Genomic DNA, 18696 nt, shown 5'->3' with positions numbered 1-18696 from the left:
GGTGCAGCGCAGTCGAGTTCATCCCATCCGCGCGGCTTTGCTCTATTCGAACCTTGCCGAGTCCCGCTGGTCATGCTCCTCCCAACGAAGGATATCCGCCTCCAATCGGACGCTGGCATCTCGGGCCCAGTTGCGCACGCGCCGCTCCGTGTGATGACAGAACGCTGCAACGAGGGGGCGCCGCCGGACGAAGCGACTTGCGAAGCTGCCGCTGCCGTTCCCCGTCCAGAAGCGTCGTTCGAACTGCTCCAGAACGGCAACCGGATCGGGCGATGCCCCGATCAGCGCGGTGGCCAATGGCGACCATGCAAGACCGGAGGCTGATTGGTGGTTGATCGCATAGGGAACCAACTCCGATAGGCGCAGCGCGCGTGGACCCGGATCGCGTGCGACCCAGGCGAGAGCCGCGTACTCATCGAGACCTGTCCGGCCGTCGACATTGTCGTTGTCGCGGAAGGTGCCGCCGAAGAAGCCCTGCACGATGTCATCGGGTACGGCCTCGCCAACGATCTCGTCCAGCACGACATCCGGATAGCGCTGGAGAAGAAGCGCGGACAGCTGGGTGAACTCGCGATAGCCCCGTTTCGACCGCTGCTTTGCACGGAGTGCTCGGCAGATGTCTCGCGCAACGTCCGCCGCATGATTGCCACTCAGGGCGATGCTTGCGGTCTCGGCCAGGCCGTGATCGTGCCGAGAATGCTGGTCCTGATAGGTGCGCGGGTCCGTCACGAGTTCGCGCGCGAGTTCGACCAGTTCGGGGGCGAGCGCGCGCTTGTCCTGGCGATCGCCGAACAAGCGCATGTGCAGCACCTGGAGCGCGGGAAAGGCGCCACCGGGTGCGTCGTACAGCTCACGTAGGAAAGCCGCGAGGTCGGCTCCCGGAATCACCTTGCTGACACCGCCATACATCAGAGCTTCGAAGTGATTGGCTGGCACGGCGCCGCGATGCAGCGCGGAAATGAAGCGTCGGATCGTTGCCGCGCTCATGGGCACGCCGAGGTGCAGGGTTACGATCGACGCCTCCAGTTCAGGGTCGTCAGTCGCGGCTTCGAGCGTCGCGTCCACCCAGCCCGGGTTGCGCCTGCTGATGCCCGACAGGAGTCCGGCGAAGACCGTCGGGTTGCGTCGCGCAGGGTCCAATGCCGTGAAGGACCTGCGCGCCTCGGCCCACAGCGCATCAGGATCGACGGTCACCCTGCCGATCCCCTGCGCGAACTCGCGGATGCTCGTTTGGCCTTGCGCCGTGAAGGCGCGATCCAGATGTTGCCTCACGTCGCCGCGCCGCCCCAGGCATTCGCCGAGGCGCCGGCTGAGGAGCGCGACGTCGCGTGCCGAGCGGCGCTCACGACCAGTCGGATGCCAATGGCGCCAGGGTTCTCCGAGCACGAAGGCTTCGAAGAGCTCGTCTACATTGCGTGGCCGGAACTCGCGCTCCAGTTCTAGCAAGCCGGGGATGAGCTCCGGCTTGAAGCTCGCTCGACGGAAATGGAGAGCTTCTGTCACCGCCTTCCAGCCGTCGTCCCAATAGCCGAGCCCACGCACCGCCCGCATTGCGACTACCGGCGTGGTGTTCCCGCCGGCACTGAGCTGCTGCCGGAACGAATGCGCGATCAGCTCCTTCGCGCGCGTCGCCGCTGCGCGGTCCGACTTGGCGACGTCCACCAGGCGGTCGAAGGCCGCCCGACACCACGCCTCGTAGCTCGGGGGCCGCCACTCGCGGGTAAGCGCCTGTGCGCCGAATCCGACGTCGAGCAGCGAGCTGAAGGACGTCTCGAGCATGCGGCCGAGCGATTCGACTCCGATCAACGCCACGTCGTCCGCATCATCGTCGAGCAGCCTGTCGATCACGTTGAGGCGTGTAACCTGATCGGCAAGCGTCTGCGATTGGATCGGCCAGAAGCGCTGATGGAAGTAGTCGGCGACCGAGTGGCGGTCCGCATGGCCCTGCTCGGCACGGACGAACGCCAGGAGAACCTCCATCGCAGAGGCGAAGCGCGCAGGACTGTGCGCCAGCTTTGCCAGCGTTCGTGCGAGTTCCCGACGGCTCTCGCGCCGAGGATCGAGGAGCGTCGCCCGATCGGCGCCGCGAAGCGCCCTGACCAATGCGGCGAGGAAAGCGTCCGGTGCCGCGGGCGCTGCGTATAGGAAGGCCGCTCTTGCTTCTCCACGCAGGTCCGCCGGATTTCCGAGCGGACCGCCTTCTCCGACCAGCCGCTCGACCATACTGACCGCTTCCGGAACGGCGTGCAGATCTCCGAGCCGCCGGACGAAGGACTTGAGAAGGCGCGGCGGCGCAGCGGTGAAGGTCTCCGCCAATGCGCGTGGTTCGGACCGCCGGATCCGCTCCCGCGCAAGCATGTTGGCGATCGGCGGCGGCATGATCGCGCGTTGGCCGCCCCGCCGTTGAGCGACCCCGAAATCGATGAAGCGTCCGATCTCCTCGTAGAACTGCTCGGATGGAACGCCTGCCAGGCCAGCGAGTATCGGATGCTCGACGGTATCGTGGTCCGCCGGTTCGACGAAGAAGGCATAGACCAGGGACGCGGCATCCGCGCATCGTCTGGACTCCGGTGCGAAATTCTGGCGATCGGTCTGGAACAGCCGATCCAGCATGTCGACATCGCTCAGCGAGGCGGCATTGACCCCGTCCCGAGAACCTTCCGCGATCTTGAGCGCCACGCGCGTATTGCCACCCGCGAAGGTGGCGAGGTGCTCGCGATCAGCAGCACCGAGCCAGGGACAGCGCTGTGCGAGAAGGCCCGTGATCGCCGCGACGGTGTTCTCGCCCATGCGGCCGACGAGCGTTCCCTCGGGCGCCTTGTCCAGCAGTTCATGATCGATCGTCAGCAGGCTGATTCGTCCAGGCGATCGCGCGAGGATGGAAGCCGCCTGCGCATGCACACCGGCCGGGCAGTTGTCGGCGATGACGACTGCGCGGGTGCCGGCCCCGGCGAGCTGCTCGACCAGTACCGGGACGCTCACCGCCAGGTCATGGCCGACGTCGGCGTAGATGGCAGTGGCCGCAGAAAGCGGCTCGGTGCCGACGCGAGTATCGAACAGAGCCTCGGCAAAGCGAGTCTTGCCCATGCCGGAAATCCCGATCAGGCGGACGACGCCGCCGGTAAGCCGAAGGCGCGTACGGACGGCGTCCAGCGCTTCGATGGGCGATCTTGGTGCGCCGTCTACCACGACGCGATCACTGCTGTCGGCGATATAGGGCTGGCCCGCGCTTCCTGGTGCCGACCAGTCGCCGAGGGGCTGCCAGCCGGTAAGCGGACGTCCGCACGCCCGAAGCAGCCAGAGAGCGACGCCGATATGCTGTTCGGTCCAGCGGGCTATCGCATCCGCGCCATAGAAGCGAAGCCGTACGCGTTCGCCTCCGCTCACGGTGGCGATGGCCCGACCCATGGCGCTGAGCCGCTCCTGAAGACGCAGGGCTGTCGGATCGTCGGTCGAGAACACGACGTAAGCGCCATGCTCTTCCGCGAGGCGCGCGAAGAACGCTCTTGGCACCCCGCCCGGCGCCAATTCGCGCTCTAGGTCCGCGGCCCGCATCACCTCTGCCTTGCATTGGAAGACAATAGACCGGGCCGGCAGCCAGCCCGACGGCGCGGCGCCGCCCTGCCAGTCGATCGAAGCATCGATGCCGCCATCGGCGGCGGTCTGGTTCCCACCAGCGAAGATGCCCGAGGGTGGTATGCCGCGTTCACGGGCTTCGGCTTCGAGCAAGCGGACGAGCAACTCGCGCAGACGCTCGTCACCGAGCGACCGCACCAGTTCCTTGGTGATGCTGAACGGACCCACGGCTTAGAGGCCCTCGCCGGCTGTATCGCTCCAGACGCTGGTCACGCGCAGCAGATGCCCAGGCTTCTCGGGCCTCGGGCTCACGGGGTTTGCGGCTTCGGATCGGAGGGACTCGGTCACGAACGGTGGCCGCGCGTCACAGCGACGAGTCACCAACGCTCGCCTCAGTACACCCACCTGCCGATGGCTACGACGCGGTATCCCCGATGGGTGGTGGATCGGGCCTCGGACCCGCCCCTTCGTGCGCATGCGCAGAATGCGTTCGGCCTCCGACTGTCGATGCGCGGCATAGATCTCGATGCCGACGCCCGGCCAGATCCCGAGCCGCGCGCTCCTCTGACAATGCCCGTCCTTGCCCCCGATTGTTTCGCACGGGGATGACTGGTTGCTGCCGGCTTTCCCCATCGCACGATGGTATCGACCAACTTCCCGTCTCGCCATAGCGATCTGACGAGACTCGTATGGAGATGGTGCTGTGCGGCGCATCGACTCAGACGCGACGCGTGTCGGGGAGAGGGTCATTTTCGACCGCAGCCGACCACGCTTCGCCTAACTGGCTTTCGATGCGCCCGACCTCTCGAAGCAATTTGACCAACGCCGCAGCGAAGCGTCTTGCCAGGTACGGATCGTAGGCCAGGTCCTCCGACGGCTGTGCCTGTTCCGTGTCTTCGAGTATCCTTCGGAGGCAGATGTCGAGCGCGCTCTCCGTGATCGCGGGCAGTCGCTGCGGGTCGTTGCGAACCACGGTGACGCAGAACCGCAGCATGACCGGTACGGAGGTCGAACGGCTCGCCGCCAGTGCCGAACCGATCTCCGCCCAGAGGACCTTCTCGAACCCGCCCTCGATCGGCTGCTGGTCGCAGATCTGTTCGAGCAGGTGCTGCGCAACCAGGACATCGCCGCGTTCCTTCGAGGTGAACAGCCGGCGCATCATGATCGTCGCTTCGTCGCTGTCCAACAGACCGATACGCATCAGCCACGGTGTTGCGGGCTCGCGACGGAGGGGATACCGGTCAAGCGCGAACAGCGCACCGATGCTGGAATGCAGTGCGGGATCGGGTGCGCTGCGCCTCGCGAGCGAAGCCGCGATCGACGAGGTGCCCTCGACGAGCCGGGAGCGGTTGTGGCCCAGAATGTCGGGATGGCCAGGTTCAGGCGGATGGTCGCCAACGTACCGTGTCATCCGCTCAATCTGGCAATCAATATCCTTGGCGGCGAGTTCGAGAGAGGACTGCGCCAGCGCGTGCGACAGAGCACCATCCATGATGTCAGCGTCGGTCAGCGGCTCGAGGCCAAGCAGAAGCATGCGGATCGCGTGAGCCGGATCGCAGCCCTCAGGCTTCGGCAGATCGAGGAAGGTGGCAGGGTAGAAGATGGTCCCGATGGGGAGGCCGCCGACCACGAAAGCGTCCGCCCAGAGTGCTACGCCGACCAGACCGCGGTCCTCCTCGCCGATTGCACCGACGTTGAGCAGCCACTGCAGCCGTGCGGATGCGGCCCACCTCGTGGGTCGCTCTCGCAAGGCGTGGATCGTATCCGCCACTACAGCCTTCCACTCATGATTCGCTTCGCCGGGCTTGTGAGCGGAAGACAGTCCGGCCGCTGGATCCCATGCAGGGGGCGCGTTGGCAGCGGGTTCCACAGGAATGGGCGTACGGAACACGGCGAGCAGCATTGCGTCCAGGCTCTCGTCGGATGCAGCCTCCAATGTGCGGCGGACGATGTCGGCCAGTTGGCCATCATATTCGGAACGGTCGAAGTCTCGCTCCTCGATGAGCAGCGACAGGCCGAACTCGAGGAGCTGCACGGCTCGTTCTGGGGCGATGACGACGAATCGTGAGGCGATCTCAAGTCCGAACTTCAACCGGTCGCGCCAGAAGTCTGCATCCGAATTGCGGGCGGATACCCGCCCTCGTGCCGACGTCATCATGCGAATCAACCGTTCGATGAGCTCGTCGGCCTTCGCAGGGGACGTGCGTGCGACCGTGGCCCGAGTCAGCAGCTTGTCGAAGAGTTTGTCCGAGGCCTGCGGTGACGCCCGGAGGAGTGCATCGATCGCACGCGTCGGCGCGACGTCCATCAGCCACCGAGCGGCTTCGATTAGAAGCTGACCAGAAAGGCTCGCATGGCCGATCCGAACGGGCAGTCCCGTCTCCTCCTGAAAGCGGAGCGCCTGGTAGGCAGTCAGTCGATCCAGACGCGCGTCGATGCGCGCGAGATGATGAGTGGCGTTCGTCGATCCGAGATCGAACCTCCGGGTGATCACGAGGCGCTGTCGAGGCGGCGGCGGTGCTTGGCCAAGACGCTCGATCAGCATGAAGAAGTCGTGCTTCCCCGGGCATCCGCGTGCCTGAAGAACGTCTTGCCGAAGATCGAACCGGTCGGTGATCGGCTTGTTTTCCATCCATCGCCCGAACTCGCCGAACAGCACCGCGGATCGGAAAAGGAGAGCGAAGCTCTCGCGCGACCACGATGCGATGTCGGTACCGCCGCGCAGCGTCTGTGCTCGGATCGTGGCCAACGCCTCAGCCGACATGTCCGCCGCTTCCTCTTCCCGACCGAGATCGGCGAGCATTCCGGCTTTCCGGAGAAGCCAGAAGCTGTCTCCTCGTACCGTCCACCCCGCCACGAGCGCCTCAGCCGCCTCCATGTCGAGCTCGGACCGCGCCCAGAGAATGCGTTCGTAGGTCAGGCGGTCGAGCAGTCGGGGATCGTCCTGGATCCGCTGCTCCAGCCAGTCGTTCCATCGGTGAAACGTGTCCGCAGCGCGCTCCTCCCGCGCATGGCGGACCAAAGCTAGGACCAGCGCACGAACATGCGAGGCACGTTCCTGCGATAGCGAGCCGTATCGTGCAGCGGCGTCGTCGAGGGTATCGGAGACCAGGTCGTCGATCGTGAGGACCAGCGGCACGAGCGCCGCTTCGAGCTGCCAGTTCAACTCGTAGAGCGCATCAAGGCGCTCGTCCGGCTCCAGTTCACGCAATCCCCGTAGGACATCGGAAATGCTGTCGTCGATGCGGTGCCAGAGCAGTCCGGTAGTGTCGAGCGGCGGCACGACCCATCCAGGATACAGCGAGCGGTTCTGCCGCCACTGCAGGACGAGCCCGCGCAGGGTCTCGACCGATGCCCCTCTGACCGCCTGGTCGGGGTTCGGCAGCGGAGCTCTCGGGTCGATGGGAGGAGCGACGAGCTCGAGCGGCGGGACGAAGCCTGCTGGCGGTCTCGGCCAACGGTGCGCTTGGTAAGGTTCGGCTACACGAAGTCGTTCGAGGAACCACTGGTTGGCAAGCTCGATCCTGCGCGGCTCGGGCCAGCCTGCAAACTGCGGCAGCTGCGACAGATCGACTGGTTGTACGCGTCGGCTCTCGAGCATCTTCCGTTTCGGTGCACTGAGGCCCAGTGCGCCCACGAGGTAGATGAGCGGGGCGTTCTGGCCCAGCCGATCCCTTACCCAGCCAGACCAGAAGAGAAAGTTCGGATCGTCGCCGGAGAAGCCGAGAAGGACCAGCGTGTTCTCCATCGCGAGCTGCTGCGCGAGATTCAGGAAGGCGGCGGAATCTGCGGGATATTTGCGGAAGTCCTCCTCCGTGAACACGAACGGTCTGTGCGAGGGAAAGCTGCCGTGCAGCTTGACGATCCGAGGAGCTCTCGCTTCGGAAATCTCCTCCACCGTTCGCACGACGTCGTAGACGCGCTCTTCCGTCACCTCGGCTGTCCGTTCCAGGAGCGTGTCCCAGTTCGTCGTCATCACATCGGCCCAGGGAAGCTGAAGGAGCATGTGGTGCAACCGCCCGGGTTCGAACTGTCGGTCCGGCACATGATGGAGGATCATCTGGTCTAGCGCGGGTCGTCCGAATTGAGCTTCGAATTCCTCGGCGATCCGCAGGTACGCGCTCGTCGCACCGACCTGTCGAAGCAGCCAATCGCGATGGGCAAGCGGCATGGCCTCGCGACCGGAGATGCCTTCCGCGCAGACGTTCGCCGGGTAGAGGTGATTCACCATCGTCTCGTAGAGCCCGTTCCAGCCCGGCATTCCCGCCACCGATGGACGAATCGGAACTGCGTTGCGGCTGAACCCCGCTCCTACCAGCACTGCCGCCGACCCGGCGGGCTCGCGCGCCCATAGGGCTCGACCGATACGGTCTATGTGAGTGCCATCGGCGAAATTGTCTGATGTCATGCGTCGGGTTCGGAGACTCGAATATGAGGGTTGCCGGCATTCGGTATGGCGGCGGTCGTTCGCGTGGTGAAGCGCGCAGTTGCGGATGGCGGGCACCCAGCTGTCGCCCGAGTGTCCGGAGTTCGTACGGAGCGTTTGGCTATCGGCTGGTAATGCCTCTCGAGCAGCCCGCGTCCGCTTAAGAGTTCGAAGTCAGGTACGTGAAGACGGACCGTACCACGGCCTGTTCGATCTTCACCGGATCCAGTCCAGGCGGCGGCTCTCGATTGCGCAAGCGAGTAGTCCAAACATGAGCGAGCGCTCATATTCCTGGTGTTGATCAGGCGATCAACCCAGGAGTTAAAGATGCAAAACATCGTAGTGACCGTCGTCCGCTGCGATTGCCTTACCCGTGAACTCGCTGCCTGGAACCGAAGGATCCACCAGATCGCCGCCCCGATTGCGGACCGACCTACGCCCTGATGCAGGCACCACGACGGCCGCGCCGGCCCGGCGAGTTCGTAGGACAGCCGTGACGTTGTTGCGTACTTCAAGCTCAAGCGCCCCCCAATGAACAGAAGCATTTCCCACGGTCGCCTTGGGGCGAGCGGAGGTGCATAGTGAACGGGCGAGAGGATGAGGCGGCGCAGGCCGGCTCGGGGTGAGGCTTCCAAAAAAAGAGCGGACGTCGATGGCGGTATGGACAGATGGCGTGCGGTCGGCAGCGCGATTCTGCCGTTGGATTGTGCTCGCTCTCACTCTTTGGCTTGGAAGCATCTCGGCGCCCGGCGAAGCCGTTGCGCAGTCCCAGATCACCCATAGCAGCTGGACGAGCGCGGACGGCGTACCCGGCATGGTGTCCGCCCTGGCCCAGACACCCGACGGGTACCTATGGCTGGGTACCTACGAGGGGCTCTACAGGTTCGACGGCGTGACGTTCGAACGGATCTCCCCTGCCCCGGGCCATCCGCCGGGCGCCATCCCCGTGACGGCCGTCTTCGCGGCGCGCAACGGCGTGCTCTGGGTCGGATACGCGGGGCGCGGCGGCATCGAAGTCTACAGGAACGGGCGGCTCGTCCGTGCATCCATGCCGGAGGCTCCCGGCGAGGTCACCAGCTTCGCCGAGGACCGATACGGCGCGATATTCGCCATAGGCGGGCGTGAGCCGGGGGCGCTGTACCGGTTCTCGAAGGGCGGATGGGAGCATGTCGATCAGCGCTGGGGGCTGCCCCTTGAGACGATATGGTCCGTGTTCAGCGCCCGGGACGGCACCGTGTGGGTCGCAACGGCGAAGCACCTCTTCTTCCTGCGCCCTGGTACGTCGCGCTTCGTGGATACCGGCGAGAAGCTGATGGATGGGGCCGGGTTCGCGCAGGATCGTCATGGCGACATCTGGATTTCCGGACCGTTTGGCACGCGCATGGTCGCCGACTATCCGAAGGGTCGAAGCCGGCCGCGCAATCCGGTATTCTACTCCGCGCTCGCGCCCGCCAGCCGGGTGGCACTTCTCTCCGCTCATGACGGCGCGCTCTGGGGCTCCACCTACACCGATGGACTGTTCCGCATCGCCACGCCCGGTCACGCAACACCGGGCAACGAGTCCATCCAGCGTTTTCGGACCAGCGATGGCCTGACGTCCAACCAGGCGGTCGCCATTCTGGAGGACCGCGAGAACAACGTCTGGGCGGCGACGGAGAACGGTCTCGACCAGTTCCGGAAGGCCGATGTGGAACAGGTCGTCCTGCCCCCACAGTCGTCGCCTCGCGGCTACAAGATGGTCGTCGACGCGGCCGGAGCGATCTACATCGCCAGCGGAAGGACGCTCTTTCGGGCGGGAACGGGGCAGGAGCCGGTCGCCATCCGTCCAGCTGAGCAGCCCGGCGCACTCTGCTCGGACCCGCGCGGCGGCATCTGGATGGCGGTCGTCGGACGTATGGAACGGGTTCGCGAAGGCCGACTGGTCGAAGCCAGGGAGATACCCGGCGGCCAGCCCGTCACAGGGTGCGGCATCGATTGGTCGGGCCGTCTGTGGGCCGCTCAGCCGAGCGCAGGCGTCCTCGTACTCGATCGCGGAACGTGGCGGCATCTTCCGCTCCCCAAGGCGGGCCAGCGTCCGAAGGACATCATTATCGACCGCGCGGGCCGTCCGATCGTCCTGTTCGGCAACCGGGCTCTGCTGCTCGTGTCGAAGAACGGGGCTTCACATCTTCTCGAAGGCGACACCATCGGCGTCAGCGGACTGACCGGGGTGTTTCCGACGGATTTCGGACTGCTCGTCGCCGGCGGTACCGGCATGGCGCTGTGGAACGGCAGCGGCTTCCGCCGGCTTTCCATCGACGAGTATCCCTGGCTTCGGGGCGTGCGCGGACTTGCGCAGACCGCGAGCGGCGAGATCTGGATGCTCAACAACAAGGGCCTACACCGGGTCGCGACGGCTCGGCTCGAGGAAGCCTTCGTGACGCCGCATGCCTCGCTGCCGCATCTCACTCTGGGTCAGCAGGACGGTCTCACAAGTCATCCGACGGGTGAAGAGGGCCTTCAGGCGGCGGTGGCGACGGACGGCCGGGTATGGTTTATCACCAGACAGAACGTCGTACGGATCGATCCGAACCGATTGTTGGCGAACCCACAGGCGCCGGGCGTCCTGATCCGAGGCCTGACGGCGAACGGCCGTCACTATCCCGATCCCGCTGACGTCGAGGTGCCTTCCGGAACGAGGAACCTCTCGATCGACTATACCGCGCTGAGCCTGTCGGTCCCGAGCCGCGTCCGCTTCCGCTACATGATGCAGGGCGTGGACGCCGATTGGGTGGATCCTGGCTCGCGAAGGCAGGCCTTCTACACCAATCTGGGCCCGGGCTCCTATCGGTTCAGAGTGATCGCATCGAACGACAAGGGCGCATGGAACCGGCAGGGGGCCGAACTGCGAGTCACCATTCCGCCCACCTTCGTGCAGTCGCGCACCTTCTTCACCCTGTGCCTCGTTCTCGGAGCTCTGCTGCTCTGGTTCCTGTTCGACCTGCGCGTCCGCATTCTCACCCGCCGAATGCGCATTCGAACCGCGGAACGGACGGACGAACGGGAACGCATCGCGCGAGAGCTGCACGATACGCTGCTGCAGGGCATACAGGGTCTCATGCTGCGGTTTCACGTCGCCGCCCTGTCCGTGCCGGAGGGCAGCACCAAGGCTGGACTCGAAGACGCGTTGGACAGGGCGGACGAGGTTCTGCTCGAAGGTCGAGAACGCGTGCGCGATCTACGAGCGATCGATACCAGCGATGACCTGGAGGGCGTCGTTCTGGCGCTGGTGAACCGGCAGGAGTTTCCACCCGAAACGAAAATCGACGTCGCGGTGAGGGGAAAGGCGTGGCCTCTCGAACCGGATGCCATCGCGGAAGTCGGGGCCGTCGTAGGCGAAGCGCTGTTCAACATCAGCACCCATGCGAAGGCGTCGGTGGCGTCGATCGAAATAGACTTCAGCCTGTTCAGCCTGACGGTATCGGTACGCGACGACGGAGTGGGAATACCGGAGGACATCCTGGCGGCTGGTGGCAGGACCGGACACTTCGGGCTCCCGGGCATGCACGAGAGAGCTCGGAATCTGGGGGGCAGACTGTCGATACGCTCGGAGCCCGGAAAGGGAACCGCTGTCTCGCTCACGTTGCGTACGAGTTTCAGGCGGTCACGATCGAAGCTGCCGAACCCGCGGGCGGCTGCGTAGCCGCCGATGTCTCGAATAGACCTCTCGTTGGGCTGCGCCTTCTCCGTATGCACTTGAACGGACGGCTTGGACCAGTCCCTCGACGCGGCTTACGCAACACTGTGACGGCTGCCGCGCCGACGTACACTGCATCGAGGACCGACGAGGAAGTCGGCGTTCGTGCCCGGCGTTCTTCTCGCGCCGGCGAATGGTCTCGGGTCAGACGCGTCGGGAGAGAGCCTGGTAGTCTTTCCCGCGTTTGCAGGTGTTCCTGACGAACGACAACTTTGGACCGCCGATCCGGTCGGCGAATGGCCGTACTCGGGGGCGCGTCATCGCCGTCCGTTTTCCAACAAAGCGAACGAGAGGAACGCGTGAATGGCGCTTGATGGCTGCCGTACCGCATATCGTCGGGTTTCGACGTTCGGGATCAGCGAAGCGGGCGACCCGAATGCTCACCGTGTGGATCGTCGGGGATGCAGACCGTTCTAACGGGATGAACCCATCTGGTTGCCCGGCTTGATCATTCCGCTGCCGCCCCTCCCATGAGCGTGGGTGATGGAAAGATTGCGGTTGGACAAACGGACCCATTCGCCTCGTATCGTGAATTCGCGCAATTCATGTCTGTATGCGGTTACATGTCCGCGATAAACTATTAGGCCTGCAAGGCAGCTAGCATTCCGTGAATAGCACTTCGACGATTCATCTAAAAAGTACGAAGATTCATTCGGTCCCCGTTATTTTCGTCAGGTTGGTATGGTTCTTTTAGCGTTGGTAAGGCGCGTGGCTGCAGGTGGATGGAGTCCAATCGAAGACGGTTTGCGCAGGTCGGCCAGGCTGGGTCCCTGGTCAGCAGTCGGATGGATAGTGCCCTCGTGGGCGGTCCTCGTCGTGTTTGATAACGCAACCGGACCTCACTTGTCGCTGAACTCCCTCTACCTAGTGCCGCTGTGCCTCACGACATGGTGCCTCGGCAGACTGGCCGGGCTCGGAGCCTGGGCGGTCGCCATGGTTGCCACCTTGCAAGTCAACGGCTTCGGCGACGACCTTGTTGCAGGAGCCTGCTCCCTTTCGGCATCGACCGCTGCCGGCAATGCCGCGATAAGGGCATTTGGTGCCGTGTTCATCGTGCTGCTCGTCGCGGCGTTTCGTCGGACCTTTGATCACGAGCATGCGAACGCCGAGGTCGATCCCCTCACCGGACTAGGCAATCGCAGGTCGTTCACCCGCGAGTGCGAGCGTCTCAAGCTATCTGCGCCGCGCGACGGTCGGATACTGTTGTGCGGAATGATCGATCTCGACGACTTCAAGGCGGTGAACGATCAGCACGGGCATACCGCCGGCGACGACGTTCTCCGGATCGTGGCCCAGGCGCTGGTGGCCGCCGTTCGTCCATATGACGTCACCGCCCGGGTGGGTGGCGATGAATTCGCATTCTGCCTCGCTGTTCGGGACGAAGCGTCGGCGGAGCGAAAGACGGCCAGGATACACGGCTCATTGATCACGGCACTGAAGGCATCGGAATGGACGGCGACGTGCAGTCTGGGTGCTTCGACCGGTACAAACGTCGAGGATGCCTTGAAGATCGCAGACGGGGCGATGTTCCAGGCAAAGTCCGCTGGGAAGAGCTCCTGGATATTCGTCAAGCATCAGTCCAAATGAACCTCGGAGCAATCGATGGACATTCCATGGAACGAAGAAGCGACCCTTGTTCGCATGTCGAGGGTCGACGCCGCCGGTGATCCGTCGGGAGAGATCCTTTTCGAAGGATCGCTGCTCACGATCGCTCTGAGGGTTCGCGCAATGAAGCCGGCCGAACGGCGCGGCCTGCGCCTTTCGCTGCCCAATCGTAAGGTCCGTCCCCATACTTTTCAGGACGGGTCCCTGGCGGCTCTGATCGAGGACATCCCGTCCACCGATGAATGGCGGTCGATGCGCTGATCCACGACGATCTCTTGGCTCGGCCGCTGCATTGGGATCGATCGGCGAATACGATGCGCGTTCGGATGTGAACGGCGACCGCGTCGCGCTCAACGCCTGACTCCTTGGCGATTGCGCCGTTACTCTGCGGTCACACCAGCCGGATAACTGGCATGTTTGCTGGCTGCTGCGTCCTCCAAATCATCGCGCTTCCTTCAGGCTTCGAACGTCGACGTTATGAGGCGCAGCAACGCAGCTTCGGATCGCGACCTTCAGCTGCGTCTTGAGCGACGCGCTGGCGAGGTGTTCCGCGCAATTTTCATATCCCTCCCGCTCCAGCGCCCGCCGAATGTCGACGACATTGCGGCAGATCCCGCCACGCGCCAACTCGAACGCCCGTTCAACCGTTGCCTTGCTCAACATGCGCCTCGACCCGAACCTCGTACCAGCGTATCCGACAGTAATCTCCGATAAAAATCAATTGGTCGAGCGAAGGGCCGCGGCGGCCGAGCTACCCGAGCCGACGACGTTCCAATTGCGCCGAGACGTCTGCAAGCTCTCGATGGACACAGTCGATACAGTCCGCGATCTTCGCTCCCACGACGGGCCTCTGCCCCTCGTCCGATATCCGCAGCGCTTCGGTCAGCAGATAGGCGACCGACTTCAGTCGAGCAGCATCGTTTTCCAACTGAGGCATCGAAGCTCCCCTCGTTTCAGTGCGCAGCCGACGTCGTACAGTATCGGTGCGACATGGAAACGGTCGATCGGGAATCGTCCTGACGTGGCGCAACCATGGGCATCCAGCCTGCCGATGCTGCGTTGCTTGCGAAGGAGGCTGTTATGGCGAAGATCCCCGATACCCCGTCTGACGTGAGCACCGACGAAGGAGGGGTTCAAGTCGACGGCCCCGGGGGCGCCGTCGTGTCCATGACTCCGGATGCCGCGGCGGAGACATCGGAGCGGATGCCGCAGGCGCTGACGAAGCGCAGGGGCATATCGGAAATCGCGTATGCGCGTCGGCGGACGAATCTACGACAATGCCAATGGTCGTCGTTCTAGCACCGTTCTCGCAGTGCCTCGAAGATCAAGGCGTTCTACAGGTAAGTAACAATCTCATGAACGCTACTGATGGCCGTCGCCGAACTGAAAGAAAGCGTCTCTTGACTGCAGCAGTCGTCCCCTTGGCAAGCACGCAATATGCCGGATTGAAAGACGCTGTTCGCGACTTTGATCTTGGCTTCCGGGACGGCGCCGGCGGGCGCTAGAATGTCGACGAGAAGCAGGAAGCCGCCCATTGCGTATGACGAGCAGGCGTTCATCGACGACTGGGCCAGCGCGTCCGACCGCGCGTCGGTCTACGATGGCCCTTGTTTGACCGGTCGTTAATCAGACGGTGCCATATCATCGACATGGAAATGCGCAAAATCTGCAGCGGATGCCGTGATGGCGCTGACTTCGAGATTCCGTTCACGATGGCATTTCAGCCCATCGTCGACACCGACCGTGGCCTTCCCTTCGCATACGAAGCGCTTATCCGCGGTGTCGACGGCGCAGGCGCTGCCAGCGTGCTGGCACAAGTCACGGACGCCAATCGCTACGCGTTCGATCAAGCGTGCCGCGTCCAGGCGATCGAAAGTGCGATGGCGGCGGGCATCATGTCCGGTGATGCGAAGCTATCGATCAACTTTCTGCCAAACGCCGTGTATTCGCCGCTGGCATGCATCCAGCTGACGCTGAGAACGGCCGGCGCGGCGGGATTGCCGGTCGACCGGCTGATCTTCGAATTCACCGAGAACGAGGCAATGGGATCCCCTGATCATGTTGCCTCGATCATCGACACCTACAAGCAGATCGGGTTCTTAGTCGCGATCGATGATTTTGGCGCGGGCCATTCAGGGCTGGGCATGTTCGCGCGGTTCGTGCCCGACGAGGTCAAGTTGGACATGGAACTGGTGCGCGGAATCGATAGCAGCGCCCGCTGTCGTGCGATTGTGCGCGCGGTAGTGGCGATGTGTCGCGAGCTTGACACGATCCTGATCGCCGAGGGGATTGAGACCGCAGCCGAGGCGGCGACTCTACGAGACCTTGGCGTGCGCTATCACCAAGGTTACTGGTACGCGCGGCCTGCGATCGAACGGCTACCGGGGATTTCCACCGGCTCAATCGCATGGTAACTTCATCGCAAGTAAGCGCACTCCTCGCGATCACGATAGGGCTCGATCATTGCTTAGCCCATTCTTGTCGAACCATCACGGCAGCACATTCGGCGCGCAATAAACCAAACGACCGCTATCGCCCATTCCAGACACTCAGCGCCCCCTTCGCGATCTTCAACTTCAGACATTTGTTCATCTCGGTGGAACGCGCCGTAAAGCTGCCGCCGAGCGGGCATTGAATGGCGAACATTGGGACGAAGGGGATCAACCCAGTCGCTGTTCAAGCGCTAGCCGTCGTCGGGTCAGGGCTGGATCATTCCCCCTCTCCTGCCCTATCGTCGCGGACGGCGCCGATCGCGCGGGCCGCCCGGAGCGTCAGATGCCTTACCTGTTCATTCTGGTCATTCCGCTGATCATCCTCCTTGGGTTGGCGTCGAAGACGTTTGGCGTGAACCAGGAGTATCAGCGCGCGGTGCTGTTCCGGCTCGGCCGGCTCGGCACCACCAAAGGCCCGGGCTGGTATTGGTTGATCCCTTTCATCGACCGCGTCGTGAAGGTCGATATCCGCACCGTCACAGTGCAGCTCGAGACGCAGGAGACGATCACGCGCGACGGGGTCGCAGTGCGGGTCAACGCTGTGCTCTGGTACCGCGCCGCAGACCCCGCGCGTGTCGTCACCTCGGTTGAGGCGTATCAGTCGGCGGTCGTGCAGGCGGCGGAGACTGGCATGCGCGACGCCATCGGCCAGAGCGACCTCGATCAGATGCTCAAGGATCGTATCGGGATCAACAAGCGCCTGCTGGACTTGCTGGCGAGCGCAGCCGGGCGGTGGGGGATCGAGATCGACGCTGTCGAGATCAAGGACGTCGACATTCCCGAGCAGATGCAACGCGCGATCGCGCGCGAGGCCGAGGCGATCCGCGAGAAGCGTGCCCGTATCATCAAGGCGGAAGGCGAGAATGAAGCGGCGCAGAAGCTCGCCGAGGCGGCGACGATGATCGGTACCGCGCCAGGTGCGCTCGAGTTGCGGCGTCTCCAGACGCTCACCGAGATCGGCGTCGAGCACAACAGCACGATCATCGCCATGCTGCCGGTCGAGCTTCTCCATGCGGCCCAGAAGATCGCCGGCCTGCCACCTACGTCAGCCGACTGACGAGCATGGAATTGTTCAGGAGCGGACATGTCAGATCTGCGGCGCTGTGAGAGAAGAACCGGCGCAGCGTCGCGTCGCTTGGCGCACATGACACGTCCGGTTCTGCGCGCCGTGTGTCGCTTCGCGTCCTTGCCGTTCGCTGGCGCGCTGTTCGTTGCCGCCATGCCGGTACCGGACGATGAGCGCATGATCTTGGCGCACGAGGCTTACGTCGTAACCTTCGACGCCAGCACGGTCGTCCTCGACAAGAGCACGCGCCGTGCCCGCACGCACATCTACCTGCCCGCTCCCGACACGGAGGGTTACGTCAGCTTCGACGCGTCGGAGGAGATCGACTGTGAGGCTGGCTCGTATCGTTATACCCACGCGGTCGGTCGCAAGGCGAACGGCGACATCGCGCCGATGGTCGCGGAGACGCCGAACCTCCAGCCGATCGTCAAGGACACGCCGCTCTCGGTGCTGCGCGACCATCTGTGCGCCCTCGCCGACCTGCGGCAGGGCACCTATGGCGTGATGCTCCAAGTGCCTGGCGCCGAGGCGGCACGTGCAGTGTTCAAGCTGCTCAAGGTCGGGCTGGACGCCAAGCCAGCAGCGCAACTCGCCAGCCAGGGCTATGCCGACGCCGAGGCGCTGAGCTACAATCTCGACAACGCCAAGGTCGAGCCGGCGCGGCGCGCGCGGGTCATCGAGGCGCTGGGTCCGCTCGTCGCGGAGGAAGCGAAACCGCCGCCGCCGATCGTACCGCTTGCAACCGCGGTGGCGAGTGGTCGAGCGGGCCAGTATTTCCACCGGGAGATGGAGCTCGTCGCTGGCCTTTGGCTCAAGGTCGACGGCACTTTCGAATACTATCTGACGGTCGGCTCCCTGGACGAGACCGCACGGGGGCGTTGGACCGTGGACCACAATCGTATCACGTTGGTACCGACTGCTAGCACTCGTCGGACAGACATCGACCCTGCTGGTTGGCAGGTGATGTCGGACGCGAGCATCCTGACGATCGTGCGCGAGGGTCATACGATGACATTCACGCGGCAGAACAATGCAAAGGGTTCGAGCTCAGGCAGCTGAGTCCCGGACTTCATCACCACCGCTAAGTGATTATCGGTGCCCGGCGGCCTGAGAAAAGTCGCTGGCGGACACCCCGAACCGGGCGATGATCTTCGACATGGCAGCGCTCGCGGTAGCTTGGTCGGGCGCGGCCTTGGTGCTCCAGTCGTTGTTGATTGCGGCCACCTCCGTGCGCATGGCGGCCAGCTTCCGACCTGCTGACGTGGCGTCGAACGTCGCTTGCGCCATCGCGTCCTCGCGGGTGGGCTCGGCAGGATAGATGACAGTATTGCCGGCGCCGTTTTCAGGTGGTGGGGCGGCCGCGATCCCCTGAATCGCTAGTTCGACAATCCGGTGTCCGGCCGGGCTATCGAAAAAGGCGACGGCTTGGCGAAGCTCGACGGCATTGAGCCTGCCAGCGTAAGCCGCGCCTATCCGTGCCCACAGACGTGGCAAGGCTGTGTCGCGGGCCCGGCGGTACTCGAGCAGCAGCGCCGCAACCATCGCGTCCACGAGCCCTGGATGCTTGACGTCCAGCGCATGCAAATTGGCGTCCGCTCGGTAGGTCGCTGCGACATCCGTCGTGAACGCATAGGTCATCGCGACGGCGTCCATCTCCGCTGGATAGGTCAGCTTGGCCAGGGTCGTGCCGGCATCGACTGGGCTGGCAGCCGTTGGCGCACTGGCTCCGCAACCACTGGGAAAGATGAGTGCTATCGCGGCAAGGACGATCGATGCACGCCAAATCATCATACCA

General features: G+C 64.1%; 11 protein-coding genes. 7 read left to right on the top strand and 4 right to left on the bottom strand.

Translation table 11 applies throughout. The annotated features are described in order from the left end of the window. Nucleotides 1-42: 42 nt before the first annotated feature. Both SJY20_RS01345 and SJY20_RS01340 read right to left on the bottom strand, forming a co-directional pair. Nucleotides 43-3804, bottom strand: a complete 3762-nt coding sequence (locus SJY20_RS01345) for a hypothetical protein (protein ID WP_380784809.1) — start codon at nt 3802-3804, stop codon at nt 43-45. Nucleotides 3805-4294: 490 nt separating this feature from the next. Further along, nucleotides 4295-7837 (bottom strand): SIR2 family protein, encoded by a 3543-nt coding sequence (locus tag SJY20_RS01340; protein ID WP_380784808.1) that lies wholly within the window; start codon nt 7835-7837, stop codon nt 4295-4297. A 979-nt stretch (nt 7838-8816) separates the two neighbouring features. Between SJY20_RS01340 and SJY20_RS01335 the strand changes: the two genes are divergently transcribed. From SJY20_RS01335 to SJY20_RS01325, 3 genes are all read left to right on the top strand, one after another. Then, nucleotides 8817-11684: a two-component regulator propeller domain-containing protein gene (locus SJY20_RS01335; RefSeq protein ID WP_380784807.1), complete on the top strand. Its 2868-nt coding sequence runs from the start codon at nt 8817-8819 to the stop codon at nt 11682-11684. 987 nt (nt 11685-12671) lie between these two features. Beyond that, complete coding sequence (locus tag SJY20_RS01330) at nt 12672-13325, top strand: GGDEF domain-containing protein (RefSeq protein ID WP_380784806.1); 654 nt, start codon at nt 12672-12674, stop codon at nt 13323-13325. 15 nt (nt 13326-13340) lie between these two features. Beyond that, complete coding sequence (locus SJY20_RS01325; RefSeq protein WP_380784805.1) at nt 13341-13604, top strand: hypothetical protein; 264 nt, start codon at nt 13341-13343, stop codon at nt 13602-13604. A gap of 180 nt (nt 13605-13784) precedes the next feature. Here SJY20_RS01325 and SJY20_RS01320 read toward each other — a convergent pair whose 3' ends face one another. After that, nucleotides 13785-14006, bottom strand: a complete 222-nt coding sequence (locus tag SJY20_RS01320; RefSeq protein ID WP_380784804.1) for a hypothetical protein — start codon at nt 14004-14006, stop codon at nt 13785-13787. A gap of 417 nt (nt 14007-14423) precedes the next feature. Between SJY20_RS01320 and SJY20_RS01315 the strand changes: the two genes are divergently transcribed. The 4 genes from SJY20_RS01315 to SJY20_RS01300 all read left to right on the top strand — a co-directional run bounded on the left by SJY20_RS01315 (nt 14424) and on the right by SJY20_RS01300 (nt 17960). Further along, complete coding sequence (locus tag SJY20_RS01315; RefSeq protein WP_380784803.1) at nt 14424-14642, top strand: hypothetical protein; 219 nt, start codon at nt 14424-14426, stop codon at nt 14640-14642. A gap of 356 nt (nt 14643-14998) precedes the next feature. Next, nucleotides 14999-15757, top strand: coding sequence for an EAL domain-containing protein (locus SJY20_RS01310; RefSeq protein WP_380788510.1), 759 nt, complete (start codon nt 14999-15001; stop codon nt 15755-15757). A 361-nt stretch (nt 15758-16118) separates the two neighbouring features. Further along, the gene (locus tag SJY20_RS01305; protein ID WP_380784802.1) at nt 16119-16892 is read left to right on the top strand and encodes a slipin family protein; all 774 of its coding nucleotides are present in this window, start codon (nt 16119-16121) and stop codon (nt 16890-16892) included. A gap of 186 nt (nt 16893-17078) precedes the next feature. After that, nucleotides 17079-17960, top strand: coding sequence for a hypothetical protein (locus tag SJY20_RS01300; RefSeq protein WP_380784801.1), 882 nt, complete (start codon nt 17079-17081; stop codon nt 17958-17960). Between the two features lie 30 nt (nt 17961-17990). On the opposite strand, the gene SJY20_RS01295 is transcribed toward SJY20_RS01300, so the two are convergent. Next, nucleotides 17991-18689 carry a hypothetical protein gene (locus SJY20_RS01295; RefSeq protein WP_380784800.1) on the bottom strand — a complete coding sequence of 233 codons (699 nt, stop codon included), beginning with the start codon at nt 18687-18689 and terminating at the stop codon, nt 17991-17993. Nucleotides 18690-18696 lie beyond the last annotated feature (7 nt).

This window comes from Sphingomonas sp. R86521, from assembly GCF_042466235.1.
Lineage (GTDB): Bacteria > Pseudomonadota > Alphaproteobacteria > Sphingomonadales > Sphingomonadaceae > Sphingomonas.
Note: the sequence above shows the minus strand (reverse complement) of the source record. Positions and strands in the feature narration are given on the sequence as shown.